Source organism: Salinimicrobium sp. WS361, assembly GCF_050750585.1.
Taxonomy (GTDB): Bacteria; Bacteroidota; Bacteroidia; order Flavobacteriales; family Flavobacteriaceae; genus Salinimicrobium.
This window is the reverse complement of the sequence record NZ_JBOJLM010000003.1, coordinates 222,076-249,056: the sequence shown is the minus strand read 5'-3', so window position 1 is coordinate 249,056 and position 26,981 is coordinate 222,076. Positions and strand designations below refer to the sequence as shown.

The following is a 26,981-nucleotide window of genomic DNA, read 5'->3' as shown; positions in this document are numbered from 1 at the left end:
TTGGCATATTTGAGCCATTATAAATACAGGATTGGTGTTGGGCATCTTCTTTTTTTTATAACTTTCTATTATGAAAAGTATTCCCTGTATCCTTTTCTTCTTATTTATGCCTGGCTTTTGCACAGGACAAACTTTTTTATCTTCTGTGACACGCTACGTGGAACTGGATACAACCGAACATATTTATAGAATAATTGATGTAGATAATGAATCCATCACCATTATAAGCAAGGGAGAACTGGCAACAGATATCCAGGAATGGGTTATAATGGAAACTGAGGAAACTGTAGATGACTACGGTAGTGGGAAATGGTTTCTATGTACAAGCCCGGACAGGCAGGTAAAATCTACTTTTTTTATTTACGCCGAGGACGGCCAGCCACCTAAAAAAATTACGGCACGCATACCACCTGATTGGCCCGGTGCAAATATCACCACAGAAATGTTCATAGATAAAGTAGAGTGGAACAACACGACAGTCCGGAAGCACAAATTTTAAAGAAACCTTAAACAAAAAACATGAAACCAAAGTTTTTCACATTGCTGTTCATTTTTACCTTTTTCGGCATTTCCTGTAAGGACAGAAAACCAACACCGTCTACCAGTGGTGAAAAAATCCACCCAACCGAGCAGACGGAAGCCAAAACTGAAGTACTGAAAATTGATAGCACTGCTGTTATTGCTGGGTTACAGGGAAAATGGAAAGAACCTGAATATCCCTTCCGTCTGGCTTACTTTAAAGATTCCACTGTTAAATTTATTGAAGAAGGTGTGGCAGAAAAACCAGAGTTCAAAGAATTCAGAATTTTATCGCAGTGCCTTTTCGACACCAACAATATGGTGGGCATTACTGCCAGTGATACCATTCTGGTTATCCCGGAGGATGAGCGATGCGAAAAACTAAGTGTCACCCAGGACACGTTAATTTTAATTGGTTATAATAGTGCCACGAGCAGTAACTATCACATTATTTACATCAAACAGGCAAGGTAGATTTTTCTATACCTCAACTGAACCCACACCTATACTTCTTATATAGTCTTCCAAAGAAAATATAGCAGACGATTCAAAGATGTTAAAAATATTAACTAACTTTCCCTCTCCGGATCTCCTCCCTACCCTGATCCGGTTTTTACAACCAAACCTTTCCATCCAAAAATGGCAAAAGCAGACATTGATTTTGAAAAAGAACTCTGGGATGCGGCGAACGAATTGCGCGGCGCGGTATCTGAGAATAACTATAAAAACTACATCCTTCCCCTTGTTTTCGTAAAGCATCTTAGCGAACGCTATGAGGTGGTGCGCGAGGAATTGAAGGATCTTTTAAAAGATCCAAACTCCGATTATTACACGACAGATAAGGAAGAAATTGAATACGTTCTCAACGACCCGGATGAATATCGTTCCCGGAATACTTTTAAAATCCCGGAAACCGCTTCCTGGCAGTATTTAAAGGATAATGCCGAGCAGGATGATATCAAGGTGAAGGTCGATGATGCTTTTGATGTGATCCAGGAACTTTTGACGGGATATAACCCCCAGCTGGTGAATATTTTGCCGCGGATCTTTGTGCGGAGTGAACTTTCTCCCAAACAAACCGGCGGAATCATCAACCTCCTCTCCCACCCTAAGTTTTCTGAAAAGGAAAATCCCGAAAGCGATATCCTGGGCCGCATCTATGAATATTATATTGGTCGCTTTGCAATGGCTGAAGGTTCGGGTGCGGGACAATTCTTTACGCCCGGAAGTATTGTAAGGCTGCTGGTAGAATTGCTGGAACCTTACAAAGGCCGCATCTTTGATCCGGCTTGTGGGAGTGGTGGTATGTTTGTGCAGAGTTTGAAGTTCATCAGAGAACACGGCGGAAACAAAAAAGACATCGCGATCTACGGCCAGGAAATGACCGCGCAAACCTTGCGCTTGTGCCTTATGAACCTCATGCTGCGGGACCTATCTTTTGATATCAAACTGGGAAATTCATTGCTCGATGACAAATTCCCAAACCTGAAAGCCGACTACATTATTGCCAATCCGCCATTTAATGTGAGCAACTGGCATCCAGAAGATCTGCCCGATGGTGACCCACGGTTGTTTGGTCCCAAGGAAGAATTCACTACAGATGGCAGCGCCAATTATATGTGGATGCAAACCTTCTGGCACCACTTAAGCGCCACCGGTACTGCCGGAATTGTTATGGCAAACGGCGCGATGACCTCCAACAACAAAGGAGAGAAAAACGTGCGGCAGCATATGGTAGACAATTCTATGATAGATGCCATTGTACGCCTGCCCGATAAGCTGTTCCTCACCACCGGAATCCCTGCCTGCCTTTTTATCCTGAGCAAAAACCGCGACGGAAAAGACGGCACCCACCGCGAACGCAATAACGAGATCCTGTTCCTGGACGCCTCCAAAATGGGCACAATGGCCAGCCGAAAACTGCGGGTTTTTAGTGATGAAGATATAATTAAAATTGCTGAAACCTATCACAAGTGGAGAAACCGCGACGGAAATTACGAAGATGTGGAAGGATTCTGTAAAGCGACGGCTTTGGAGGAAGTACAAAAACAAGATTATAAATTAACACCGGGGATTTATGTTGGAACTGAAGCTGAAGAGGATGACGGAATCCCTTTTGAAGAAAAGATGAAAAGCCTCAAATCGCAGTTACTGGAGCAGTTCGAAAAAGGGGAAAAATTAAAGGAAGAGATTAAAGCCAATTTTGAGAAGATTTAATAAAAATACATTTAGCGAATTGTTGCCCAAAAGGTTAAAAGAAATAATATTTAATGAAACATAATTACAGAGGATCAGAATGGCGAATATGGGATTTACATATTCATACACCTGAATCAATTTGCCAAGAATATATAAATAATAATGAAAGTTGGGAAAAATTCATTTTAGCTTTAGAAAATTTACCTAAAGAAGTTAAAGTAATTGGGATTACTGATTATTATTTTATAGATGGATTCGAAAAGGTATTTAAATATAAAAGGGAAGGTCGTCTAAAAAATATCGATAAAATATTTCCAATTCTAGAATTCCGAATAGACACATTTGGAAGTGGTAACGAAAATAAACTTCAAAAAATTAATCTTCATATTCTATTTGATTTAGATGAATCAAAAATAGAGGAAGAAATTAAACTGGTAAAGGAAGAGTTTATTGATCGCATCAATATTTCCCCATTAGATGAACATAAAACAAAGAAACTTTCAAAAGATAATTTCGCTAAAATTGGAGGCACCTTAAAAGATGGTTTTAATTCTTTAATACCTTCAACTAAGGAAGTTTTAGATACAGTTAAATCCCAAACTTGGAAGGCTAAAACATTTTTATTTTTAGGTTATAAGGAGTGGAGTAACTTAGAAAAAAACCAACAACTTAAGCCGTTAAAGAACTTTTTATATTCAGAGGTTAAAGCATTTTTTAGCAGTAATTCAGAAACCAATGAAAAAAATCAAGTATGGCTAAATGAATTTGGTAACAAAAAATTACTTCATTCTTTAGATATTCACTCTTTTAAGGAATTAGATACTTATGAATTAGATTCCGATCAAAATCTAAAACCAAGTGAAAATTATAATTGTCATACTTGGATAAAAGCTGATCCAACATTTAACGGATTAAAGCAAATTGGATTCGAACCAGAAGAAAGAGTTCAAATTTCTACATTAAAACCTGAAGAAAAACCAGGTTATCAAGCTATTGATTCCGTAACAATAGCGCACAGTGATTTTACCAAACAAACACTTTATTTAAATCAAAATTTGAACTCAATAATTGGTGGTAGATCTACTGGTAAATCAGTACTGTTAGGAGCAATTGCAAAAAAATTGAAATGTGATAAACCGGTAAAATTTGATAATCCTGATTATGCCGATTTTGTCAATTCCGTAGTTTCAAGTTTATCAATTATTTGGAAAGATGGTGTTGAAAATAATGACCGGAACATCGAATATTTTCCACAAAGCTATATGTACCAATTAGCTAAAAATAAAAATGGTGAACTAGATGATTTAATAGACGATATTGTTAGACAGAGCCCAGAAAAGAATCAAAAAGTCGTTAATTATCAATCTTTTTCAAGTGATAATAACTCTGATATCACTTCTAAAGTAAATAAACTATTTAACCTTCAAGAAAGCTTAGAAAATAGAAAAACAGATTTAAAAGAAAAAGGAGATGAAAAAGGAATAACAAATGAAATTGAAAAATTAAAAGCTGAACTTTCTGAACTAAAAAGCAAAATTAGAATTTCAGAAGAGGAATTAGAAGAATATAATAATTATACAATGCAGCTTCAAACCCTGCAAAAATCTCTCGAATTTTTCAAAGAAGAAATTACTAAAATTCAATCCCTTAAATCGAAATTTTTCATAAATAAAGATATTGACTATGATCTAGTTTCATTGAACGACAGGAATCGTGAGGAGATAAAGAATGCCTTCTCTAAACTCAAAGATGAATTTCAAACCAAGTGGTTTGAAAATTTAAATATGATTTCAAAAAAGAATCAGATAGAATTTGATAAAGTAACAGGTGAGATTGAAAAAATTAAATTAAACAAGACTTATCAGAAAGGATTAGAAGCTTTTAAAAATAATAAACAATATAAGGAGGTTGAAGAAAAACTAAATATTCAAAGAAACAAGCTTACTGATATTAAAAATATCAAAAAAGAAATTGATGAATATAAGCTTCAAATTGAATCTTTTAAAACATCTATCAAACAAGCTCATCGGGAGTTTTATAACCAAATAGAAGAGATAAAAGAAGATTTAAAAGTTTCAGAAAATAAATTGGAAATTGTAGCATTTCCGAAATTAAACGAGAACAGATTACGAGAACTGCTAACCTGGAGTATCAATCAACAGAGTGATTTGGGGAAAAGCCTAGTAAATTTCAATTTTGAAAAACCTGAAGACTTTTTTGAATTAATAGAAAAGATTTTTGAAAGATTGATTACAAAGCGTTTAACTCTGAAGGGAGAAAATACTCATCTGAGTTTAGCACTAAAGTTAATGTCCACGAACTTTTTCAGTATATCTTATGATATTTTATACGAAGACACTTTTAAACAAATGTCAGAAGGTAAAAAGGCATTTGTGGTTCTTATGCTCTTATTAGATTTTAGTGATAAAGAATGTCCAATTTTGATAGACCAACCGGAGGACGATTTAGATAATCGTGCTATTTATGCTGATTTGGTACGCTATCTAAAAAAGAAAAAGAAAAAACGTCAAATTATTGTTGTCACTCATAATCCAAACATCGTTGTTGGTGCAGATTCAGAACAAGTTATTGTCGCTAATCAAAATGGGATTGACACGAAAAATAGAAATAATATCAAATTTCAATATGTTTCTGGCAGCTTAGAGAATTCAAAAAACCGTGATGAAAGCAATGAAATTATTCTAGAAAGTCAAGGGATAAAAGAACACGTCTGTGAAATTCTTGAGGGAGGGAATGAAGCTTTCAAACAAAGAGAAATGAAATATGATTTGCCATAAGCCAGTGGCCAATAATGAATAGTACAATTGTGGAATGCCTCTCAAAGATGGCATTTTTGAGTAGCCTAAAATTACATTTTTAACTGACGAATTCGAATCCTCCAAGACACATTTGCGTAATTCGAAACATTGCTAATAATATAGATGAACATAGAGGAATTTAAAGAGAAATATTGGACAGACCCTGTTTGGAGTAAAGTAATTTCCTTTATTATTATTGGAATCGGCACTTCATTCCTGACAACAATTTATATTTGGATAAAAAGTATTTATGAAGGAATAACCTTTAGAGAAAGATTTGATAGGGTAGTCACTTATCTCAAAGCGGATATGGAGATTAATACCTTTTTCTTTTGGTTGTTAATAGCAATACTCACCGTTTTCTTAGTCAGCTATCTGTTTTTGATTTATCAAAAATTGAAAAAATGGCTCACTAAACCTGAAACTGACTCTAATGAGGATGCGGATGAGCTTCCAAGAACAGGAATGACTTCAACTGCAATTTTTTCTGAAAAACTTGCAGGAGCTTTTTCTGGTCAACGAGGGTTCAAATGGTATGAATCCAAAGAAGCAATAACGAGATTAGAAAAGTTCTTCGAACCACCTTTACAATATGAAGTAGTTGGAAAAGGTGGAATATTAACTCCGATTTGGTGGTTCAGAGCAGGGAGTTCGATGTATATTGACAAGTTTAAAAAACTCTCCAGGACAAAATTATTAATTGGAATCAGAGAATTTAAGATCAAAAGAATTGGCGTGTTTGTAAGCGGGTCTTATTATAAATCCTTCATCTATATAGAAACGTCAGGTGAAAAACAAACAGGAGTTTATAAACTAACTAAAGAAGATATAAACAGGCATATCGATTCGCTGGGATATTCTTTTGAGGAATATGGATTGTTTAAAAATAAGATTAAGCTTACAAGAGAGGAATATGATGATGCCTCAAAATTGATAAAAGGAAAAGTTGTTGATACGTTCGGCGCGGAACTAAGAGTGCGCTTTTTAAGTGACTATAACTTTTTAATAGCAGCAAATGGATCCCCTTTTAATTCTAGAAAATTTGATAAAGAATCCTCCGAGACTATGAATAAAATATTAAAAGGGGAAATAAATGCGAATGACTTTATCGAGAGCCTTAAGAAATACGATAAAATAGAATATTATAATTAAAACTTTTTCCACCAATTAAATTAAAAAAAATGTTCAAACAGTCTTGAATATAAACTCCCAGCTCGCTGGCTCAGCAAATTCTTCTGCAGAAAATAACCCTCGCCAGTTCGCAAGTTTTTATACGGGACTTTCTTTGAATTTTTTAGAACAAATGACTGACGAAGAATATTTAGATCAGATTAGTAAAATTGAAATTTATTGCGAAATACTCTTAGGATTTCTGAGATATACAAGAGTTAGAAATTATGAAGATGAAAATAGTTATAAAGAGATTTTGAACCGTAATCTAAAATTTAAAAATAATGACGATCATCTCAGGCTTAGATCCTGTATAGATCTTATAGAGGACACACAACTCGCAATAAATGAAGTTTACGAAAATGGTCTTTCCGAATATAATGATAATAATTATGGAGAACGATATCTCAAACTTTATGGTGTTTTAAACGCAGTATATCAACAGAAACAAGCAACAATGGAGTTAATCGAATTATTTAAAACTCCACCAAAAAAGATAACTAACAAAGAATTAAATTCTCTCAAAATCATCGACCTAAGGAATAAAGTAGGAGCTCATACATCTAACCATCTTTCGGAAAATGAAAAAGTAGATGCTTTTAGACTGACAAGAACGACCGTGACCAAGTGGGCCGATAACTTAACGATCGTTTCGAGTTATGACGAACTTGAAGAGTTTGACTTGGTACCATTAATGAGAGAATTCACCATTAAAATTGAGCTAATTCTCGACAATATTTGTAATAAAGGTTTGAAATCTTTATTTCCAAACAATTCGGAATTGAAAGATTGGATGGTTTTCAGATTAGAATATGTCCGGGATAAAAAAACTGCAGAACAATGATGAGTAACATAAATTGCGCAATACACGTTAGAAATGACATTTTTGACCACCCTTGGAAACTGGTGTCTAATTCTTTAAATTCTGTTTCCCTAACAATGAAAGGTAGAAGACGACACACCTCTAAAAAATAGCATTTTCGACTACCATTTATAAACAACAACTAATGCCAGAAAACTGGAAAACATATAAATTAAAAGAATTAACATCAAAAATAGGAAGTGGTGCCACTCCTCGAGGAGGTAAAGAAGCTTATAAAGAAAGTGGCATCTCTTTAATTCGCAGCCAGAATGTTCTTGATTTCAGTTTTTCCAGCAACGGTCTTGCATTTATAGATGAGGGACAGGCAGCAGCACTAAATAATGTAACCCTTGAATCTCAGGATGTTCTTCTCAACATAACCGGTGATTCTGTGGCAAGAGTATGTAAGGTTCCAGATCATTGGTTACCTGCGAGAGTGAACCAGCACGTGGCTATAGTGAGGGCAAATGAGAAGATCCTAAATCCTGACTTTTTACATTATTCACTTCTTTCAAGAGAAAATAAAAATTTGCTTTTAACAATGGCCGGGGCAGGCGCAACGAGAAATGCCCTTACCAAAACAATGATCGAAGAGTTTGAAATTTCTGTTCCCGGAATTCAAGAACAAAAATCCATCGCCTCCATCCTCTCAGCTTTAGACGATAAGATCGAGCTCAACCTTCAGATGAACAAAACCCTGGAAGAAATGGCAATGGCTTTATACAAGCACTGGTTTGTTGATTTTGGACCTTTTCAGGATGGGGAATTTGTAGGTTCTGAGTTGGGGGAAATTCCGAAGGGATGGGAAGTTAAGAAAATTGAAGAAACTTCTTTTGAAATTGGTGATGGAAACTACTCTTCGAAATATCCAACATCAAAGGAATTTATAGAAACTGGCATCCCTTTTATACGTGCAGTTAATATGGTAAATGGGTCACTTATAAGTAATGATCTGAGATATATTAGTTTAGAAAAACATAAAACGATTACTAAAGGGCATCTTAAGAAAGGAGACGTCTTAATTGTAACACGTGGTTCAATTGGAGAAGTCGCACGAGTACCAAATTATTTTATTGGCGCCAATATAAATGCTCAATTAGTGCGAATAAATGGTAAGGACGAGGTTCCAAGTTCTTATCTATACCAAACTTTTAAGGCGCCAAAAAACAACAATAGAATTGTTGCTAATAAAAGTGGAACGGCCTTACAACAGCTACCAGTTGGGGCTTTAAAATCTATTCCTTTATTAATTCCCCCAAAGAAATTACTTCATTCTTTTGAAGAGCGAACAGGAGTGATGTATGTAACAATAGATAATAATAACGAAGAAAACCAAACCCTAACTCAACTCCGCGATACTTTATTGCCAAAACTCATCAGCGGGGAAGTCCGCGTGAAAGACGTGGAGAAAACCTTAACTGAAGTCTTATGACACAAATGATCGAGATCACGGTGCAAAAGGCTGCCATAGAGTGCCTCAAAGGGTTGGGGTACACCTATAAAGAAGGCAATTGCCTGCAGCGGGATCTCAAAAAGGTGGTTTTGGAGGAGGATCTCCGGGAATTTTTAGTGAGCTCTTATCCGGGTGTTCCTGCAACCGCCATTAACGAAGCACTTTCAGCTTTCACGCAGCACGAGGGAATGGATCTCGATCACCGCAACCGCGATTTTCACCTTAAAATGACCCAGGGGATTTCCATTACCTGGAAAGATGCTTCGGGCAAAGAACAGGCCCGGCACCTCTACCCTATCAATTACAGGGAACCCGAGAAAAATACCTTTGTGTGTGCAGATGAAGTAAAGATCATTGGCAAGAACAGCCGCCGCACAGATCTGCTCGTTTTCATCAACGGACTTCCGCTCATTGTTTTTGAATTCAAGAATATGTTTGATCCCGAAGTGGGCGTGGAAAACGCGCACCGGCAAATTGGGCATTACTTTCAGGATATTCCGCAGCTGTTTGATTACAATGCCATCACGGTAGTTTCAGATGGGCTGGAAACCCTGCACGGGATGTACAACTCCTCCCTGAAGTGGTTTGCTCCGTGGAAAAGCCTACACGGGGATGACCTTCAGCAGCAACAGGAACTTCAGCTGGAGACCTTGCTGAAGGGATTATTTCCGAAGAAAACTTTATTAAATTACCTTCAAAACTTCATTTTCCACGAAGACCACAACGGGAAAATAATCAAGAAAGGCGCAAAATATCACCAATACTGGGGCATCAAAAAAGCGGTGGACAGCGCGGTAGAAAATATAAAACCCACAGGTGATGGTCGGCTGGGAGTGATATGGCACACGCAGGGATCTGGCAAAAGCATTTCGATGGCCATCCTTACCGGGATCCTGAGGCAAATGCCCGAAATGAAAAATCCCACCATCCTCATCCAGGTAGACCGCAATGACCTGGACCAGCAACTCTATGAGAATTTTGTGCTGTGCAAAGACCTGGTGGGCCACGTACAACACGCCGATACCACAGATGAGCTGCGGGCCCTGCTGAGCACAGATGGCGGCGGGGTGATCTTTACCACCATTGAGAAATTCCGATTAAAAGAACTGGCTTCAGGAAAAGAACTCTCCCACCCTGTACTTTCTGAACGTACCAACCTGATCGTGATGGCAGATGAGGCCCACCGCACCCAGTACGGGTTCCATAGCGGCGGCTTTGCGCAGAACATAAGACGTGCCTTGCCCAATGCCTCCTTTATAGGCTTCACCGGAACTCCCGTAGATGGCAAGGATGCCGATACCCAGCAGGTATTTGGACCCACCATTCACACCTACGATATCAAACAGGCTGTGGAAGACGGTGCCACGGTGCCAATTTATTACGAGCCAAAAATGGTTCCGCTCAACATCAAAGCCAAATATGACAAGGAGCTGGATGAAATGGAAGAAGATGAGGACGAGGAGAACAATGCCGTTTGGGCCGCGATAGAAGATGCCGCCGGGGCCGATGATCGCGTGGAAAGAGTTGCCAAAGATATCCTCACCCATTATACAAAAAGAACAGCAACGCTGCCGGGAAAGGCAATGATCGTGTGTATGAGTCGGCGCAACTGCGTAAAAATGTACAACGCCCTCAGCGCACTGGAAGGCTGTTCTGAAATAGCCGTGATAATGACCGGGAACATCAGTAAAGATCCGCCGGAATGGAATCCGCATATTCGCACCAAAGAAGCGATGGAAGCCATAAAAAAGCGTTTCCGCACGCCTGAGGATCCGTTGCAGATTGTGATCGTTCGGGATATGTGGCTCACGGGATTTGATGCCCCCTGTGCCCATACGATGTATGTGGATAAAATAATGAAAGGCCATAACCTGATGCAGGCCATTGCAAGGGTGAACCGGGTTTTTGGAGAAAAACCCAACGGACTCGTAGTAGATTTTATAGGCATTTCCGGCTTCCTGGCCGAAGCCACCAAAAAATACACCGCCGGAGGCGGGGAAGGAAAACCCACTCTGGACCTTGAAGCCGCGGTAAAAATTTGCCTGGAGCAGTTGGAGAAAGTGAAGGATTTGATAGGAGATTTTTCTGCGGAAAACATCAATGCAATGTCCTCTATGGACAGGATGAAATGGTCCAATTCTAAAGTGAACAGCCTTTTAAAATCTGATGCTGTTACCGATGCCTTTTTGCTCGAAGAGCGTAAGCTGGCAGAACTGGTGGCGATGACGAGTTCAGATCCGCGATTATGGGAGATACAGGAAGAGCTGGCGATCATTCAGAAGATAAGACAGCTCATCAGAAAGATCAAATTCCCTCCCGGTCCGCGCAGGGAGAAGAATGAAAAGATAAAGGATCTGATCAGCAAATCCCTGGAATCACAGGAGATTGTGGATCTGGCAAAAATGTACAACCTGGATAAGATCGATATTTCCATAGTAGACGATAGGTTCCAGGCCATTGTAAAGGAAAAAGGTGACGAGAACATCAAAGTCGAATTGCTGCGCAGGATCATCAATGACGAGATAAGAGTGAGAATGCCAAAGAACATCCGCCGGATGCGCAAGCTGAAAGAAGAGTTGGAAAAGGTGCTGAGCAACTACCACCGGAATTCTTTGGATTCCATTGCAGCCATCAAGCACCTGCTCGATATCGCGAATGAATTTCAGCAGGATGACATCAGGACCAGGCAACTCGGTTTATCTGAAGACGAACTCGCTTTCTATGACCTTTTATCAGCCAACGAAAAGTTACTGAACCAGACCGGTCCCATCCAGGATCTGGTGCATAAAGTAGTAGACTCGGTCAAGAAAAACCTCCAACTCGACTGGACCAAAAAAGAAGACGCCCGTGCCGCTATTCGGTTAGCGGTCAAAAAAGAATTACGTGGCAAAGTGCCCTTTTCTGAACTCGATAATCTGCTGAAGGAAGTGATAGAACAAGCCGAGGGACAGTATGGGGATTGGCCGTTAGAGGCTTAAAATTAAAACAGTTAAATAAGATTGAAAAAACGTCATATTATACCACTATACCTAAACTCATGAAAAGATTTTTTACATTATTCCTGTTGATCGGCAGCACTTTTGTCGGCTACTCTCAAGATTTTAATCCGCCGCAGGGCGTGGCCGAATTCAAGACCATGAGCAGCGGGATCCTCGATACCGAAAGAAGTTATTCGATCTACCTGCCCAAAAGCTATAGCACCGATACAGAAAGAAAATATCCTGTTCTCTACCTCTTGCATGGCTTGTATGGCAGCAACAAAGACTGGGTAGAACGAGGACATGTAAAGGACGTAGCCAACCGGCTCATCAATGCTGAAGAAGCGGTAGAAATGATTATAGTAATGCCGGATGCCGGAACAGACTGGTATGGGTATTTCAACATGGACGGGTGGGCCTACGAAGATTACTTCTTTGAGGAGTTGATCCCACATATTGAAAAAACCTACAGAACAATTCCCGATAAGAAACACCGCGCGATTGCCGGACTCTCCATGGGCGGCGGCGGATCTGTCGTTTACGCACAGAAACACCCGGATATGTTCTCCTCGGTCTATGCCATGAGCGCCTGGCTCGGAATCGAACCCGGCGGTGGAATCCAGAATGCAGATGAAAAAGGCAAAGAATTGAACAGGACCGTCCTCGAAAACCACGCGGTTAAATTTGTCGCCGGTGCTGATGAAGAGACGCAGGCAGAACTAAAGGATATCAGGTGGTTTATAGATTGTGGGGACGATGACTTCTTACTTCCAATAAATCTCGATTTTTACGGCGCGATGCAGAAGGCTGAGATCCCTTCTGAATTAAGGGTAAGAGATGGTGGCCATGACTGGGAATACTGGCATTCTGCGCTTTATCGTGCACTGCCTTTCGTTTCAAACGGATTTCTGCGCTAGGCTGGTTTAAGGTTTGGGAAGAAAACCTCCAGCTCGACTGGACCAAGAAAGAAGACGCCCGTGCCGCCATTCGGTTAACAGTGAAAAAGGAATTACGGGGCAAAGTGCCATTTTTGGCACTGGATAATTTACTGAAGGAAATTATTAAACAGGCAGAGGACTGGTATGGGACTGGCCGATGGAGGCTTAATTTTTAAATTTTTATAGCCGCCGGTAGCCACCTCGAAAATTTTGTTCGTCTTAATTCCCCTGGAGATTTCAGATTTGATTTTTCTTTGGTGGTCTGGAGACCAGCTCCTATCCAGGCAGTAGCTATCTATCCTTTTTTATTAAGTTGTTCCTGAAAATTTGCAAGATATTTTCCCAAATGTAACCCATCAACAAGCCCATGATGTGCTTCTATTGAAACAGGAAGATATTTCTTGTCATCACGAACAGCAAATTTTCCAAAAGTAATCTTAGGTACAGTTTCCTTTTTGTCATGGTTACTCGGATGCAAAAGTCCTGTGAAAGAATGCCAGGGAAAGGTAGAATGACGGATTAAGTCTTTTGTGATATCGTCATTGTTCAGCCTCAATCCTGTTGTAGATTTCACAGCTGTTATTTCCTTTTGCAAGTCATCATTAAATTTATCAAAGCTTTCACTGAAAGGTATAAATGCAAAGCCGAAGGTGCCATCTTCTCTGCCTATTGTGGTTCCTGCATGAACAGTATCGAAAGCAATAACTTCTTCATTGATTATCCGATATTTTAATTCGGCTACTGAATTTACCGCTATCATTGATCTATGAAGGTAATAAGCGAAGAAGGAAATACCGGTATCTACTGAAAATTTATAAGCCTCGGTACATTCAACCTCTGTTACTATACCAAACATTGGATTAGCCATTTTTGAGAAGAATTCATAATGCTCTTTCCTGTTCCATTTGTCGATATCAATAACTCTCACTCTCTATTAAAATTTGAAACAACGAAGTTAGGTTATTTGTGCTACTCAACTAGACCGAAAGTAGGGAATCGTTAGGTAAATGAACAGGAAGTCCAAAAATTACAAATATGGGATAGTGCCACCGGAACAGGAACTTTATTGGCCGAAGTTACCCGGTAGAACTACAAGAAATTTGAAGGCCAACAGGGTATCTGGATCCGTTATGCTTCGGTGCAGTCGGTTCCTACCTGAAGCGGCTTTAAGTTGCTTATGATGAGTTACAACCTATTACTTTATTTTTTTCCGACTGGAATAACATCCCCAGAAAAAGGGCGGAATTTCTTTCTTAATTTTGGTTATGTAGTGCTTTGATTTTCAGAGCAAAATTTAAGTTCCCTTTTTTAAAAATATTGCAAAATTGTACTTCTCAAGCAGGTACTGCTTTTGGATAATATTTCTTCCGAAGCCAAAACGCAACTCTTACCAGGAGGATTAATGCCGGTACTTCCACCAGGGGACCAATAACTCCCGCAAAAGCCTGCCCCGAATTTAAACCAAATACAGCAATGGCTACGGCAATGGCTAACTCGAAATTATTTCCGGCAGCAGTAAAAGCTACCGCTGCATTTTTGTCATAATCGGCACCTGTCATTTTTGTTACAAAGAAGCCGACAAGGAACATCACAGCAAAATAGATGAGAAGCGGTATGGCTATGATCACCACATCCATCGGAATTTCTACGATCATCTCACCTTTTAGTGAAAACATGATTACAATGGTGAATAACAGTGCAATAAGAGTGAGAGGTGAGATAGCCGGAATGAAAATTTCAGAATACCATTTTTCCCCTTTAGCCCTCACCCCTATCCAGCGGGTAACGATTCCCAAAAAGAAGGGCAAGCCGAGGTAGATGGCAACGCTTTCAGCAATAGTGCCAATGGAAATATCTACCATAGCACCTTCAAATCCGAAGTAAGGAGGAAGAACGGTTATAAAAATCCAAGCGTAAAAACTATAGGCGAAAACCTGAAATATACTATTCAAAGCCACCAGGCCTGCACCGTATTCGCCGCTGCCTTCAGCGAGGTCATTCCATACCAGTACCATTGCTATACAACGGGCAAGGCCTATAAGAATTAGACCTACCATATATTCCGGATGATCCTGAAGGAAAATTAGTGCCAGGGCAAACATGAGCACAGGGCCAATGATCCAGTTAAGCACAAGTGAAACCGAAAGAATCTTTACATTTCTAAATACTTTAGGTAACAGAGCATAGTTTACTTTTGCAAGCGGCGGATACATCATTAGGATTAGTCCTATGGCAATAGGAATATTTGTTGAGCCACTGCTCATCTGGTTCAACCTCATGGGAAAGGAAGGGAAAAAGAATCCTACTCCTACTCCAACGGCCATTGCAATGAAGATCCACAGGGTGAGGTAATTGTCCAGGAAATTTAATTTTTTTTGTTTGAGGGTATTCATATTAATATCCGTTTCTTAAATTTTCTGCATAGGAGTTGGGAAACCGGCTGTCTTCAACAGCTTTTGCTGCTTTCTCAATGTCATATTCGAATCTGATGAACTGAGATTTAATACTGTCTTTATTTAAAGCTGAAGCATTTTCATCTATCTCAAGAATAACATAACATCCGCGATTGTCACTGTCTTTTGGTTTTCCCACAGAACCCAAATTGATCGCGTGCCTGTAATGAGCTTTTTCTTGATCTCTGGAATTCAGGATACGATGGTAAGGTTTATGGGTATGACCAAAACACATAACATCGGCATCTGCATCCTCCATAATGCGCAATAGACTTTTTTCCGCACGATCCTCAAATAAATATTCATTGATCTTTCGCGGACTTCCGTGAACCAGGAGCAGATTGAGCTTCTCTTCATTCAGCTGAAATTCTAGACGGATTTGTGCCGGAAGAGATCGAAGGAAAGCCCGATTTTTATCTGATATTAATTCATTTGTCAGAGAAATAGAAACGGCCCCGTTGGTTTTTTCCTCATCTGTTTTATAGGCACAGCCACACTCATCGCTGTTCCTGCCAATTCCGAAGTCATAATTCCCAGCAATGGTAGGTATATTCCTTTTTCTTATTTCCTCAGTTACTTCATTTGGCCAGATGTTATATCCCACGAGGTCGCCGAGACAGTAAATGGAATCAACTTCCTGCTTTGCTACGTCGGCAAAAAATGCTACCAGAGCCGGAAGATTAGCGTGAATGTCGCTGAATAATGCAATTTTCATAAATAATTTATCTTTAGGTTAGCAGCAATTCTTTGATGAAGGAGCTTTGAACTGTTTAAAGATTTTTTCAAATTTCTCCTTAATTTCTGACCAACGCCCGGCATTGATACAATAATTCACCCGGGTTCCTTCTATGGTTCCCTGAATAATCCCAATATCTTTCAATTCGCGAAGGTGCTGACTAATAGTTGCCTGGGACAATCCCAGTTCATTTACAAGATCGCCGTTTATACAGCTTTCGCATTTCAGAAGGAATTCAATGATGGCAATCCGTGCAGGATGAGCCAGTGCTTTGGCAGCCAGTGCAAGGTCATTTTGAGCCTCAGTAAAGAGACTGCTTTTTGTTACTCCCATTTAAATTGTGGTTACAGGTTTCATATTATCATAAGATTTCAGCAGGGCCGGAAGTAATTTCTCCTCCGGAATGAACGGAATGACATAGTTCTTCCTAATAAATCTTTCTGGATGGTTTGAATTAAATTCGTTTCTGCCAAAGCCCTGCATATTAAAGTGATCTTGCAGACCTTTCTACATTGAAAGGCTAACGAAAAGCAGATCAAGAATTAAAATTTTCATCTCAAGATTTTAAATTTAATATTGCAATATTACGATGAATATATTTTTAGACAAAAGAAAAAGTTGTTTTAAAAAAAACACAGCCCTTCGAGAAGCGCAGGAATAGGGAGATTCCTTAGTTTCTGGATAGTTTCTCTTTAATCGGGCATATGATACGCATGAACTTCTTGGTTATATAACTGGCTAATTTAAGATGCAACCTGTTTCAGATAAAGGTTACCGTAAGTCAACAATAACTAATACAAAGCATTTTCTGCCCATGGGATGGATTCTAGATCAGCCAAACAAATGAACCTTTTTGCACTGCTAAAATTTCAAAAAAGTTTGAAGGGCAATAACAATTTATTAACCGAGAACTGTGTAAAGATAACACTGAAGACCTTCAGGAGTTAAGTTACGCATACAAATAAGGCAATTCCCTGCAGCGGGATCTCAAAAAGGTGGTTTTGGAGGAGGATCTTCAGGAATTTTTGGTGAGCTCCTATTCCGATGTTCCGGCAACCGCCATTAACGAAGCCCTTTCAAGATTTCTTCAAAAACTGGAAGACATGGAAGAACTCCGGAGGTGAAAAATTACTAAGAATAAGGAACTAATTCGAACCTGTGGGTTGAGGCAAAGAGTTTATTCATGCTCATTCACTCAAGGTCTATAGAAAACTTTCCCTGAGTATTAAATTTTTGAGGTTTTCCAATTGACACCCTCCACCTATCGAAAGCAGCTTTACTCAACCATTGAACCTGATAATGTTCCTGTAGTGACGGAGCTTCCGCTGCAGCAGCTGCAAGCTGGGAGGCCATTTTATAATCTTTGCTGTTGTCACTGTGGTGGTAGACAAAAGCGGCATGAAATTTATCTATAGGTTTTAAATCATTCTCCTGCTTACAGATTTCCTTTACCTGCTTCAGTCTCTTTTTATCTCTAGGATTCAGTTCACCTAAAATGTAGGATTTGAGCTGCATTCGATCTTTCTGATCGGTTTCATATGCATATTTTAATTTTTCACTGCTGTTGCCATCCTCAAGAATAGCTTCATCATACGGACGTAACAAGGAGGCAAGAACCCCTGCTAAACATACTGCAAGCATCAAAAGTGGGGTCTTAAACTTTTTGGGATTGATCGTCTTAAAAATGGAAATGATTCCTAACAGAATTAAAAAGACCAACAGCAGCAAAATAATAGCTATTAAAAGAAATTCAAAGGACTCAATCCTATATGAAAGAAAGGTTACAACGATTAAAGAGATCAGGAAAATTAAATTTCGTTTCATATTAAAAAACCTTTTGTTATCATAAAGACGATTTTAGAAATGCAAAGTTGCAGGTGTTCTGAAAATGAAGCAGGAATCACGATAATTTCATAAGTAAATGAATAAAAACGTTGTTTCATTCAGCTCGTGATTCCAAATCCTCAAAGGCAGATTTTGTTTTTGCAGAACTTAATTCTAATATAAACATCTAATTTTAATTGACTGGACTCGATATGCACACCAGAAATTCAAAAAGTCCTGTCATAATCACATATATCTACTATTTTAGCACCTCATTTAAATTTTAAAATCATGAAAGACCTAATTGAAAACATCCAAAGTACCTTTGAATCCTTCCAAACGGATGCCAACACGCAATTGCAAGACGGAAATAAAAGTGCAGGAACACGAGCAAGAAAATCATCATTAGAATTAGAGAAACTTCTAAAAGAATTCCGCAAAGCTTCTATAGCGGAAAGTAAAAAGTAATTATTCTTCAGCCCCTAATGAAAACTGCTAATAATTAGGGGCTTTCAAAAGAGCTTACCTTAAAATAAGAAAAGTTTTTTCTCCTAATAAAATGCAGATTTTGGTTATTTTAGAAAGATTCAGTACTATACCTCGTCTAAACTGGAGGAGTTGATACTACTGGTAAGTTGACATTTATAAAAGGAACATTTTTGTCGGAAAAAAAGGAACCTTATATTAAAAGAGAATAGCCCTTACAAAATGTCATTTAAAATAGTTGGTTGTTATTTATTTGACAAAACATTCTAAGGAATGCAGTTTTTATGAAATAAAAATGGCGGACTTTTGAGCCCGCCATTTATTAAAAGATTATCTTTTTAAAATTTGTACCCCAACCCAATGGTCAGAGAATTAACTCTTGACTTTACATCACTAGGCATCCCCTCTACATCCCCAATCCGATTTGTAAGCTCCAGGGAGTAACGTGCCTGTAACTGGAAGTCTTCTGTGATTTCGAATCCAGCACCAAATGTTACATCCAGACCAAAAGCATTTATTTCATCCCCTGTGTCCTCCAAAATAATACTGGCCTGTGGACCCGCCAAAAGGTTAAACGCAGAGTCTCCTACATAATACTTAGCCAAAACAGGAATGAACAAGATACCTTCGGAATCTTGAACTTTCCCATAATTCACCCCGGGTTGAAGAGAAAAATCGGACGATAATTTAAAATCAGCAAAGGCTCCAAGATAAAAACCAGATTCGCTAACCGAAGCATTGAATCCTTCATAACTTGAAGAAACATTCAGGTTTAAATAACCAGCAGTCAATCCAAAGTCAGCAGACTGAGAAAAAGCCTGGGCGGACATAAAAATTCCGCAACATAAAAGAATAATTTTTTTCATAAGGTTGTTTAGAATATAATGTGAATGTAATAATTTTTTGTTAAAAAATTTATCCGCCGAAAATAATTAATTACAAAATATTCCTTGAAGAACTATAAGGTTATATTATTTATAAAGTGGAATGGATAGACCACAGGGATAAAAATGTTCTGGAAGTAAAGACTTCTAAATAAAGTTTAAGTTCCTCTTTAAACGGGCATATGATACGCATGAACTTCTAAGTTATATAACTGGCTAATTTACGATGCAACCTATTTCAGATAAAGGTTACCATAGGTCAACAATAACTAATACAAAGCATTTTCTGACCATGGGATGGATTCTGGATCAGCCAACAAAATGAACCTTTTTTGCACTGCTAAAACTTCAAAAAAGTTTGAAGGGCAATAAGAATTTATATCGTTCTACTACTGTAATTAATTGATTTTAAATGGTTAAATTTGTTTCATGACGAAAGGGATCCATTAGAAGAAGGTTCACAATTCGGTCAACAAAATTAGGAAGGTTCTTAGAACACCTGTTTTTACAGGGGTTTTGAAGTGGGTTCATGATCCTGTCGAGGTCACTAAATAAAATCCCAATAAGCTCATTATAAAGCTGTTGGGATTTTTTGTTTTCCACTATCTCCACACCTACAATTTACAATCCGGAATAACTTATATTCTTCTTCCCTCCTGAACAGGTCATTTCACCCTCTCTTTACCGTAATATGAAATCCTCTTCATCTGTCTTGATATTTTATTTATCTGATGTTTTTTTAACAGAACTAAATATTACATTTGATCGTGAAAATGATCAAAACCCTGTTTATCGTTAACCATAGGATTTTCCTGCTCCTGCTACTTTTAAGCAGTAGTAACAGCCTTTTTTCTGCCAATTGGGAAGATCTTATTCCGCAGGAAGTTTTAGAAGACTCATTTGAAGAACAGGTAGACGATCTTTTTGAGTCAATCCTGCCAAACCATAAGAACCCGGTTTTTGTAATTGCAGGGTTTGGAGTTGCTGAAGATTTTGATGCCCGTATTCACAATCACACTATAACCTCCCTCAGTTATATTAAACGCTCCCGCTATATACTTCCGGTATTGGGTCTCAAAAAGGTCATTTTTCCTTTCCATGTTTTTTTTTAAAGTTTAAGTTTCAGCTTTACGGAAGGAAATGTTCCGCCTATACAGTGTCACCTACAACCGGTAGACACCCTAAGTCAATACCTGAATTTTAAAAAATAAAGAAAATGAAACTAGATATCATCATTGTAGATTTTGCCCTTGTGGCAGCAATATTTGTCCCTTACCTCCTATTTATATTGATTGGAAGAAAGGCAGTAAAAAAACTAAAAGAGAAATTTTCCGAAGTGGCGAAAAAGCATCAGTTAAGTTTCGACGAAAAAACTATATGGAATAACAACATTGTGGGGCTTGATAGAAAAAGTGCTAAAATCCTGTTTGTTCAAAAAAGGAAATCAGGAATATTGGCAGAAATTATAGATCTCAGGGAAGTCACAAAATCTGAAGTTCTCAAACATGTGCAGACCGTAAAAGTCGACCAACGGACAGAAGATATACTACAAAAGCTTGAGCTGAGATTACAATTGCACAATGGCTGTGAGCAGATTTTAGGCCTCTACGACTGTGAAGAAAGTTACGCGCAGGACTATGAGCTAAAAAATGCGGAGAAATGGAATGCAATCATTAATTCGGTCGTCGTATTTCGTCCAACAATTAATTCTGCGGCATAACGCATTCAGGAGAAGAGAAACTTCCCGAAAGTTCTCTTCTCTTTTTTGCTAACCTTTAGGAGCTAACTTAATTTTAAAATATTAATGATACTACAGTTTTTATTATTGATTGCCGGACTTCTGTTACTGATCAAAGGCGCCGACTGGCTTGTGGAAAACTCTTCTGCCTTTGCCCGCAAAAAAAATGTTTCTGATCTCGCCATAGGCCTCACCATTGTTGCTTTTGGCACCTCGGCACCCGAACTTGTGGTGAACGTGGTTGCGGCGCATCAGGGTCATGAGGATATTGTGTTTGGAAATGTGATAGGAAGTAATAACTTCAACCTCTTTTTTATACTTGGCGTAGCAGGACTCATTTCCCCATTGCTGGTACAACAAACAACGGTTTGGAAAGAGATCCCAATTTCGCTTCTGGCCGCAGTCGTGCTTTATTTCCTGGTCAATAACTTCTTTTTAGATGCTGAAGGAATCTTAGGTAGGGGCGATGCTGTTATCCTCATCCTGTTCTTTCTGGCCTTCCTCTTCTATGTATATACTCAGTTAAAGGATGTGCCTTCAACTTCACCTGTAGCGGTAAAAGAGATCTCCAATACCAGGATCTTTGGTTTTATTGCGCTGGGTCTTGCAGGACTTATTATTGGAGGAAGACTTGTGGTAGAAAATGCCATGGATATCGCCTCAAGCCTGGGAGTGAGTGAAAAGATAATCGGGATCACCATAGTTGCTGCCGGAACTTCTTTACCCGAACTCGCTACTTCAGTAATTGCAGCATTTAAAAGGAATAATGATATAGCTGTAGGGAACATCGTGGGTTCAAACATCTTCAATATTTTCTTCATATTAGGCTTAAGTGCCCTGGTTAAACCTATTGGGTACGATATAGTTTTCAACACAGATCTTTACCTGTTGTTTGGAGGTACTATTCTGCTGTTCCTGTTCATGTTCCTGGGCGGTAAAAGGAAACTTGAAAGATGGGAAGCCGGGGTTTTGCTGCTGTTGTACCTCGCCTACACTACTTACCTGGTACTTAATGAACTGTAGATCTTTAGCACCAAAAATTAATTACTGAATATGAAGAAAAAGAAAATGCCAATGCACTGGAAGATCCTTATTGGGATGAGCCTGGGCGTTATTGCCGGCCTGGTTTTATCACAGTTCAACTGGGGGCCTTCTTTTGTGCGGGATTGGATAAAACCTTTTGGAAACATCTTCATTAACGCGCTTAAACTTATTGCCGTACCGCTTATCCTCGCCTCTTTGATCAAAGGAGTGTCCGATCTTAAAGATCTCACTAACCTCTCAAAAATGGGCTTTCGCACGGTCTTTACTTTTATTCTAACCACTGTCACCGCAGTAAGTATTGGCCTGTTACTGGTCAATCTTATCAAACCTGGGGCTTCAATTTCTTCGGAAACAAGAACAGATCTTTTGTCCAGCTATGAAACTGAAGCCACCTCAAATATCGATAAGGCATTTGCGCAACAAGAAACAGGACCTTTGCAGGGGCTGGTAGATATAGTTCCTGAAAACTTCATGAGGGCCGCCGCCGATAACCGAAACATGCTGCAAGTGATCTTTTTTGCACTGTTTATTGGCGTTCGCCTCATCCTTATCCCTGCGGAAGCGGCAAAACCTGTCAAGGATTTCTTCGATGGATTTAATGAGGTCATTTTAAAGATGATCGATATTATCATGCTCGCGGCACCGTACGGAGTATTTGCACTTCTGGCAGCATTGATCGTAGATTCTCCCAGTACCGACCTTTTTGCCGCACTGGGAATGTACGCTCTAACGGTGGTTTTTGGTCTCATAATTATGATAGGCGTGTATGGCCTGATGGTCTACCTGTTTACCAAAAGATCTCCTTTAGCTTTTTACAGGGGAATTGCCCCTGCTCAGCTTCTGGCATTTTCTACCAGTTCAAGCGCAGCCACGCTTCCGGTTACTATGGAAAGGGTGACCGATCATCTGGGAGTGCCAAAGGAAGTAGCAAGTTTTGTGCTTCCTGTGGGCGCCACAATAAATATGGATGGCACCAGTCTTTACCAGGCTGTGGCGGCAGTTTTTATCGCCCAGGCCTTTGGTCTTGACCTTTCCCTGGCTACACAGCTGGGGATAATTGCAACTGCCACCCTCGCCTCCATAGGATCGGCTGCTGTTCCGGGTGCCGGAATGGTGATGTTGGTGATAGTACTCGCACAGGCGGGAATCCCCGAAGCCGGACTTGCCCTCATCTTTGGAGTAGACCGCCCACTTGATATGTGTAGAACAGTGGTGAACGTTTCGGGAGACGCGGCTGTTTCCTGTGTCGTCGCACAATCTATAAGTAAACCCGTTGAATCTATAAACGTTGTACCAAAATTTAACCCGTAGGTTATTTCCCGGGGATTCAGCCTTTCTGCTTACTGAACAAAAAGCCCAGGGGTTTTAAAATGCCTACATGATTAAAAATAACTGTGACCATAGCCATTACGGGAATAGCCAGCACCATTCCCACAAGGCCCCAGATTACTCCTCCAAGAATAACAAACACGATAACAAAGAATGGGTGCAGCCCAACTTTATCTCCAACCACATAAGGCTGTAGCACATAACTTTCCAGGAATTGAGAAACCGTAAAGGTGACCACGATTCCCCAGAGTACGTCAATATTTCCCGAAGTAAGATATCCAAAAACCATAGCCATGGCAAAACCTATTATATTGCCAACCCACGGAATGAGAGTGAGAACAGAAGCAATAACTCCTACCAGCAGGTAGTTATGTACACCCGACAATCCCAGCCCCACAGTGTACAGCACTGCCAGGATAGCCATTAAGATCAACCTGCCTATCAGGTAATCCTGAACCCTTTTTGCAGAAGACTCCAATACCTTTCTGGCCTTTGTTTTCTTCTGCGCTTTAAAGTACGATAGGATAAATTCTATAAAATGCCTCCGGTAGTAAAGAAGAAAGAACATATAAATAAATGTAATGAGATAAGTTCCCATAAAGTTGAGGGAAGATCTTAAAAAAGAAAGCGCTTTAGCCGCTTCTACCATTTGGTCTTCAAAAAATGGTAAGGAGCCGGCTGAATAATAATCCTGAAGTGAAGCCTTATCAAGGGGAGTATGCTCAAACAGGAAGCTTTTAAAATTTTCAATCTCAGGCGTCATTGCCTGCTTAATTATCGGCCACTCATTAAAGAAACTCTGTATCTGCATTGAACAAAGGATCAAAAAAGCCAGCGAAAAAATGAAGATAAGCAGAGTGCCAAGCATAGAAGAGACTCCTCTGTGGTGAATAATTTGTTCCAGTTTCCGCGTGGCAGGAAGCACCACTAATGCCAGCACCAAAGCTAGAATAAGAGGAGCCAGAAAACCCTTCGCAGCTGCCAGTCCCAAAAAAAAGAAGTAGAGCCCTAACACGAGCATAAATACTTTCACACCAATCGTAAACCCTCTGCTCATAAAATCTTATTTTAAGTCTGCTCCCTATTTTTTTCTGAAAATATATCTCTCTTTTAGAACCCGCTCCAAACAGCGCTGTAAGTTCAGAAACCTGTTACTAAGGAAGCTAAGCTAGAAAAGGATTTGCTTTATAATCTGGATTTTACATTTTTTTAACTGCTTAAATGTCATTTGATTAAAGGCTAAATCATCATATCCGCCTCCGCCTGTTAATTGAATATTATTTTCCCCTAATTCTTTCTTAAACTTCTTGCAATCGGCCATTGTAGCGGGTAAATTTAAACGGAAATGAATTTTAAAAATATAAATTTTTTACCCTGAAATACCCTTTTTGAATGGTAAAATGGGAAATGACCGAAAGAGAAATTGAAAACAATGGAAGGAAAGATTGAAGAGCTTGAACAAGTAAGAACTGAAGTTGAGAAGCTCCAGGCCAGTGATGAGAATTTCACAAATAAACTCATGCAGCTTCTCGACAGGACCACCAGCCGATTAAGCGAAGTTGATGACCAGCAGGAGATCAACTGGACAGCTAAGAGTTTCGATATTCTTATGGATATCAGAAACCACAAAGTTCAGGAAAATGAGACCGATCAAAAAGACCTTGCACTTACTTATTTAAAAGAAGCTCTTGATTCGGTGATCATTCGGGAAAAAAATTACCTGAAGTAGCTCCCGTTAAAAGTTCCTTAGAACATGCTGCAAAATGCCATTTTTAAGAAGTATTTCAGTAATAACAATTTAAACCACAAAGATCATGAAACATATAAAAATCCTCCGGCTGGTATTAAGCCTCAGCTTTATTGTAGTCTTCAGTAGTATAGCTACTGCACAGGATCTTACTCAGAATTCAAATAATCCGCAAATGGAAATGGCGGCAAAGGAGAGGGTGCAAAAATGGGAAAGAGAACTTTCTTTAAGGGCTAAGCAGGCTTTACTAATGGAAAAGAAATTTGTGGAATTTGATATTAAACGCGAAAAACTGTGGAAGGACAATATTTCGGAAGAAGAAAGGCTTGACCGACTTAAGAACCTGAAGATACTGGAGACCAGGGAAATCAGGGATATACTTACAAAACCACAGTTTGATCGCTATTTACTCGTCCTTGAAGAAGAAGCTGAAGGAACTGCCCCACCCCAAGACAACGGAAAATAATTCCTGAAGTTTACTTCGGAAAAAATCAGTTTTCAGTAATAAGACGAAGGAAAATAGCAGCAAATGGAGTCTCAAAAATGCCATTTTTGAGCCCTTTTTCTTTCAGCAATAAATTTTCCTCTCACAACTTTCATCCTTAATTTTGAAGAAAACCCAGCTTATGCAGAAAAAGAAACTCGGAAGAACCAATTTAGAAATTTCCCCCATAGTCTTTGGCGGAAACGTCTTTGGCTGGACGCTTGATGAAAAAGAATCCTTCAAAATACTTGACCAGCTCTTTGAAAAAGGCTTCACCACTATAGACACTGCCGACTCCTATTCACACTGGGCACCCGGAAATAAAGGCGGTGAAAGCGAAACTATAATTGGCAACTGGCTGAAAGAAAGAGGTAACCGGGAAGACCTTATTATTGCAACCAAAGTAGGCTCAAATCCAGGAAAAGAAGGACGAGACGTTTCCAGAGATTACATTGTTAAAGCGGCCGAAGATTCGCTACGACGCCTGCAAACAGACCATATTGATCTCTATTTCACACATTGGGACAATGAAAATACACCCGTAGAAGAAACGCTTCGGGCTTACGAGCAGCTTATCGAGCAGGGAAAAGTGCGGCATATAGGTGCTTCAAATCTCTCTCCTCAAAGGATCTCAACTTCCTTAGAAAAAGCCGGGGACGGCGGACTTCCAAAATATGAAGTCCTGCAGCCCGAATACAGCCTTGTTGAAAAAGCCAAATTTGAAGAAGAATACAAACCCATTGCCGAAAAGAACGAGCTGGGCGTAATCACTTATTTTTCGCTCGCCAGCGGCTTCCTCACCGGAAAATACCGTAAAAAAGAGGATCTGCAAGGTGCACGCGAAGAAATGGTGAAAAAATACTTCAACGAAGAAGGATTGGGTAAGCTAAAAGTACTTGACGAAATTTCTAACAGCCACGGAGTGTCTAACGCTACTGTGGCCCTGCGATGGTTAATGCAACGCCCGGCGATAACCGCACCCATTGCAAGTGCCACCCGGGAAAGTCACTTAAAGGCTTTTGAGGAAGCAGTAAACCTTCAGCTTTCAGCAGAAGAAATGGAAAAACTAAGTAAGTAACTTTCAAGTTTTCTTACACTTCATCAGGTTAAGAATTACTAAAACCGGCATCTAATATGATGCTGAATGGGAGCAATGTTTAGAGCAAGGCTTTTTTTCTCTTCCGAAGAAAATTCTCTTATAATCGGGTTTTCTGAAACAAGATTTACTGCGGGATTTCGTACCTTTAAAAGACGAATTTGACGGCCCAATCAAATTCATTTATTAAAGTTTTTCGGGAGAAAAATTTATCTCTTGAAC

Annotated in this window: 27 protein-coding genes; 19 read left to right on the top strand and 8 right to left on the bottom strand. The window is 39.3% G+C overall.

Annotated features, from left to right (window positions below; all coding sequences use genetic code 11):
- Positions 1-70: 70 nt before the first annotated feature.
- The 10 genes from ACQ93I_RS04565 to ACQ93I_RS04520 all read left to right on the top strand — a co-directional run bounded on the left by ACQ93I_RS04565 (position 71) and on the right by ACQ93I_RS04520 (position 13,114).
- A complete protein-coding gene (locus ACQ93I_RS04565) occupies positions 71-499 on the top strand; it encodes a hypothetical protein (protein ID WP_431697368.1) in 429 nt (142 codons plus the stop codon).
- 20 nt (positions 500-519) lie between these two features.
- Positions 520-993: a hypothetical protein gene (locus ACQ93I_RS04560; RefSeq protein WP_431697367.1), complete on the top strand. Its 474-nt coding sequence runs from the start codon at positions 520-522 to the stop codon at positions 991-993.
- Positions 994-1,158: 165 nt separating this feature from the next.
- Positions 1,159-2,736: an N-6 DNA methylase gene (locus tag ACQ93I_RS04555; RefSeq protein ID WP_431697365.1), complete on the top strand. Its 1,578-nt coding sequence runs from the start codon at positions 1,159-1,161 to the stop codon at positions 2,734-2,736.
- 53 nt (positions 2,737-2,789) lie between these two features.
- On the top strand, positions 2,790-5,516 hold the full coding sequence (locus ACQ93I_RS04550; RefSeq protein ID WP_431697364.1) for a TrlF family AAA-like ATPase: 2,727 nt from the start codon (positions 2,790-2,792) through the stop codon (positions 5,514-5,516).
- Between the two features lie 144 nt (positions 5,517-5,660).
- A complete protein-coding gene (locus ACQ93I_RS04545) occupies positions 5,661-6,689 on the top strand; it encodes a hypothetical protein (protein ID WP_431697363.1) in 1,029 nt (342 codons plus the stop codon).
- 151 nt (positions 6,690-6,840) lie between these two features.
- Positions 6,841-7,551 (top strand): hypothetical protein, encoded by a 711-nt coding sequence (locus ACQ93I_RS04540; RefSeq protein WP_431697362.1) that lies wholly within the window; start codon positions 6,841-6,843, stop codon positions 7,549-7,551.
- 163 nt (positions 7,552-7,714) lie between these two features.
- The gene (locus ACQ93I_RS04535) at positions 7,715-9,001 is read left to right on the top strand and encodes a restriction endonuclease subunit S (protein WP_431697361.1); all 1,287 of its coding nucleotides are present in this window, start codon (positions 7,715-7,717) and stop codon (positions 8,999-9,001) included.
- Positions 8,998-12,000 (top strand): type I restriction endonuclease subunit R, encoded by a 3,003-nt coding sequence (locus ACQ93I_RS04530; protein WP_431697360.1) that lies wholly within the window; start codon positions 8,998-9,000, stop codon positions 11,998-12,000. The genes ACQ93I_RS04535 and ACQ93I_RS04530 overlap by 4 nt, the downstream gene beginning before the upstream one ends.
- 59 nt (positions 12,001-12,059) lie before the next feature.
- Complete coding sequence (locus ACQ93I_RS04525; protein ID WP_431697359.1) at positions 12,060-12,917, top strand: alpha/beta hydrolase; 858 nt, start codon at positions 12,060-12,062, stop codon at positions 12,915-12,917.
- Positions 12,851-13,114, top strand: coding sequence for a type I restriction enzyme endonuclease domain-containing protein (locus ACQ93I_RS04520; protein ID WP_431697412.1), 264 nt, complete (start codon positions 12,851-12,853; stop codon positions 13,112-13,114). The genes ACQ93I_RS04525 and ACQ93I_RS04520 overlap by 67 nt, the downstream gene beginning before the upstream one ends.
- A gap of 119 nt (positions 13,115-13,233) precedes the next feature.
- Here ACQ93I_RS04520 and ACQ93I_RS04515 read toward each other — a convergent pair whose 3' ends face one another.
- The 4 genes from ACQ93I_RS04515 to ACQ93I_RS04500 all read right to left on the bottom strand — a co-directional run bounded on the left by ACQ93I_RS04515 (position 13,234) and on the right by ACQ93I_RS04500 (position 16,460).
- Positions 13,234-13,866: a CatA-like O-acetyltransferase gene (locus ACQ93I_RS04515; protein WP_431697358.1), complete on the bottom strand. Its 633-nt coding sequence runs from the start codon at positions 13,864-13,866 to the stop codon at positions 13,234-13,236.
- A 406-nt stretch (positions 13,867-14,272) separates the two neighbouring features.
- Positions 14,273-15,331, bottom strand: a complete 1,059-nt coding sequence (gene arsB / locus ACQ93I_RS04510; protein ID WP_431697357.1) for an ACR3 family arsenite efflux transporter — start codon at positions 15,329-15,331, stop codon at positions 14,273-14,275.
- Position 15,332: 1 nt separating this feature from the next.
- A complete protein-coding gene (locus ACQ93I_RS04505) occupies positions 15,333-16,106 on the bottom strand; it encodes a metallophosphoesterase family protein (RefSeq protein ID WP_431697355.1) in 774 nt (257 codons plus the stop codon).
- Between the two features lie 18 nt (positions 16,107-16,124).
- Positions 16,125-16,460 (bottom strand): ArsR/SmtB family transcription factor, encoded by a 336-nt coding sequence (locus ACQ93I_RS04500; protein ID WP_431697354.1) that lies wholly within the window; start codon positions 16,458-16,460, stop codon positions 16,125-16,127.
- A 668-nt stretch (positions 16,461-17,128) separates the two neighbouring features.
- On the opposite strand from ACQ93I_RS04500, the gene ACQ93I_RS04495 reads away from it, so the two are divergent.
- Entirely contained in the window at positions 17,129-17,251 is a 123-nt protein-coding gene (locus tag ACQ93I_RS04495) for a hypothetical protein (protein ID WP_431697352.1), read from the top strand.
- 67 nt (positions 17,252-17,318) lie between these two features.
- Here ACQ93I_RS04495 and ACQ93I_RS04490 read toward each other — a convergent pair whose 3' ends face one another.
- Complete coding sequence (locus ACQ93I_RS04490) at positions 17,319-17,951, bottom strand: hypothetical protein (protein WP_431697351.1); 633 nt, start codon at positions 17,949-17,951, stop codon at positions 17,319-17,321.
- A gap of 291 nt (positions 17,952-18,242) precedes the next feature.
- Between ACQ93I_RS04490 and ACQ93I_RS04485 the strand changes: the two genes are divergently transcribed.
- A complete protein-coding gene (locus ACQ93I_RS04485; RefSeq protein WP_431697349.1) occupies positions 18,243-18,419 on the top strand; it encodes a histone H1 in 177 nt (58 codons plus the stop codon).
- Positions 18,420-18,775: 356 nt separating this feature from the next.
- Here the strand turns inward: ACQ93I_RS04485 and ACQ93I_RS04480 are convergent, their stop codons facing one another.
- Together ACQ93I_RS04480 and ACQ93I_RS04475 are read right to left on the bottom strand one after the other, a co-directional pair.
- The gene (locus tag ACQ93I_RS04480; protein ID WP_431697348.1) at positions 18,776-19,303 is read right to left on the bottom strand and encodes a porin family protein; all 528 of its coding nucleotides are present in this window, start codon (positions 19,301-19,303) and stop codon (positions 18,776-18,778) included.
- Between the two features lie 426 nt (positions 19,304-19,729).
- Positions 19,730-19,933 (bottom strand): hypothetical protein, encoded by a 204-nt coding sequence (locus ACQ93I_RS04475; protein ID WP_431697347.1) that lies wholly within the window; start codon positions 19,931-19,933, stop codon positions 19,730-19,732.
- 161 nt (positions 19,934-20,094) lie between these two features.
- On the opposite strand from ACQ93I_RS04475, the gene ACQ93I_RS04470 reads away from it, so the two are divergent.
- From ACQ93I_RS04470 to ACQ93I_RS04455, 4 genes are all read left to right on the top strand, one after another.
- Positions 20,095-20,433, top strand: a complete 339-nt coding sequence (locus ACQ93I_RS04470; protein WP_431697345.1) for a hypothetical protein — start codon at positions 20,095-20,097, stop codon at positions 20,431-20,433.
- Between the two features lie 104 nt (positions 20,434-20,537).
- Positions 20,538-21,041 carry a hypothetical protein gene (locus ACQ93I_RS04465; protein ID WP_431697344.1) on the top strand — a complete coding sequence of 168 codons (504 nt, stop codon included), beginning with the start codon at positions 20,538-20,540 and terminating at the stop codon, positions 21,039-21,041.
- An 84-nt stretch (positions 21,042-21,125) separates the two neighbouring features.
- Positions 21,126-22,082: a calcium/sodium antiporter gene (locus ACQ93I_RS04460; RefSeq protein ID WP_431697342.1), complete on the top strand. Its 957-nt coding sequence runs from the start codon at positions 21,126-21,128 to the stop codon at positions 22,080-22,082.
- A 30-nt stretch (positions 22,083-22,112) separates the two neighbouring features.
- On the top strand, positions 22,113-23,414 hold the full coding sequence (locus ACQ93I_RS04455; RefSeq protein ID WP_431697340.1) for a dicarboxylate/amino acid:cation symporter: 1,302 nt from the start codon (positions 22,113-22,115) through the stop codon (positions 23,412-23,414).
- Positions 23,415-23,430: 16 nt separating this feature from the next.
- Here the strand turns inward: ACQ93I_RS04455 and ACQ93I_RS04450 are convergent, their stop codons facing one another.
- The gene (locus ACQ93I_RS04450; RefSeq protein ID WP_431697338.1) at positions 23,431-24,489 is read right to left on the bottom strand and encodes an AI-2E family transporter; all 1,059 of its coding nucleotides are present in this window, start codon (positions 24,487-24,489) and stop codon (positions 23,431-23,433) included.
- Positions 24,490-24,864: 375 nt separating this feature from the next.
- On the opposite strand from ACQ93I_RS04450, the gene ACQ93I_RS04445 reads away from it, so the two are divergent.
- The 3 genes from ACQ93I_RS04445 (at position 24,865) to ACQ93I_RS04435 (ending at position 26,741) form a co-directional block, all read left to right on the top strand.
- The gene (locus tag ACQ93I_RS04445) at positions 24,865-25,161 is read left to right on the top strand and encodes a hypothetical protein (RefSeq protein ID WP_431697336.1); all 297 of its coding nucleotides are present in this window, start codon (positions 24,865-24,867) and stop codon (positions 25,159-25,161) included.
- Between the two features lie 85 nt (positions 25,162-25,246).
- Complete coding sequence (locus ACQ93I_RS04440) at positions 25,247-25,645, top strand: hypothetical protein (protein WP_431697335.1); 399 nt, start codon at positions 25,247-25,249, stop codon at positions 25,643-25,645.
- A gap of 160 nt (positions 25,646-25,805) precedes the next feature.
- Positions 25,806-26,741 (top strand): aldo/keto reductase, encoded by a 936-nt coding sequence (locus ACQ93I_RS04435; RefSeq protein WP_431697333.1) that lies wholly within the window; start codon positions 25,806-25,808, stop codon positions 26,739-26,741.
- The last annotated feature ends 240 nt before the right edge of the window (positions 26,742-26,981 follow it).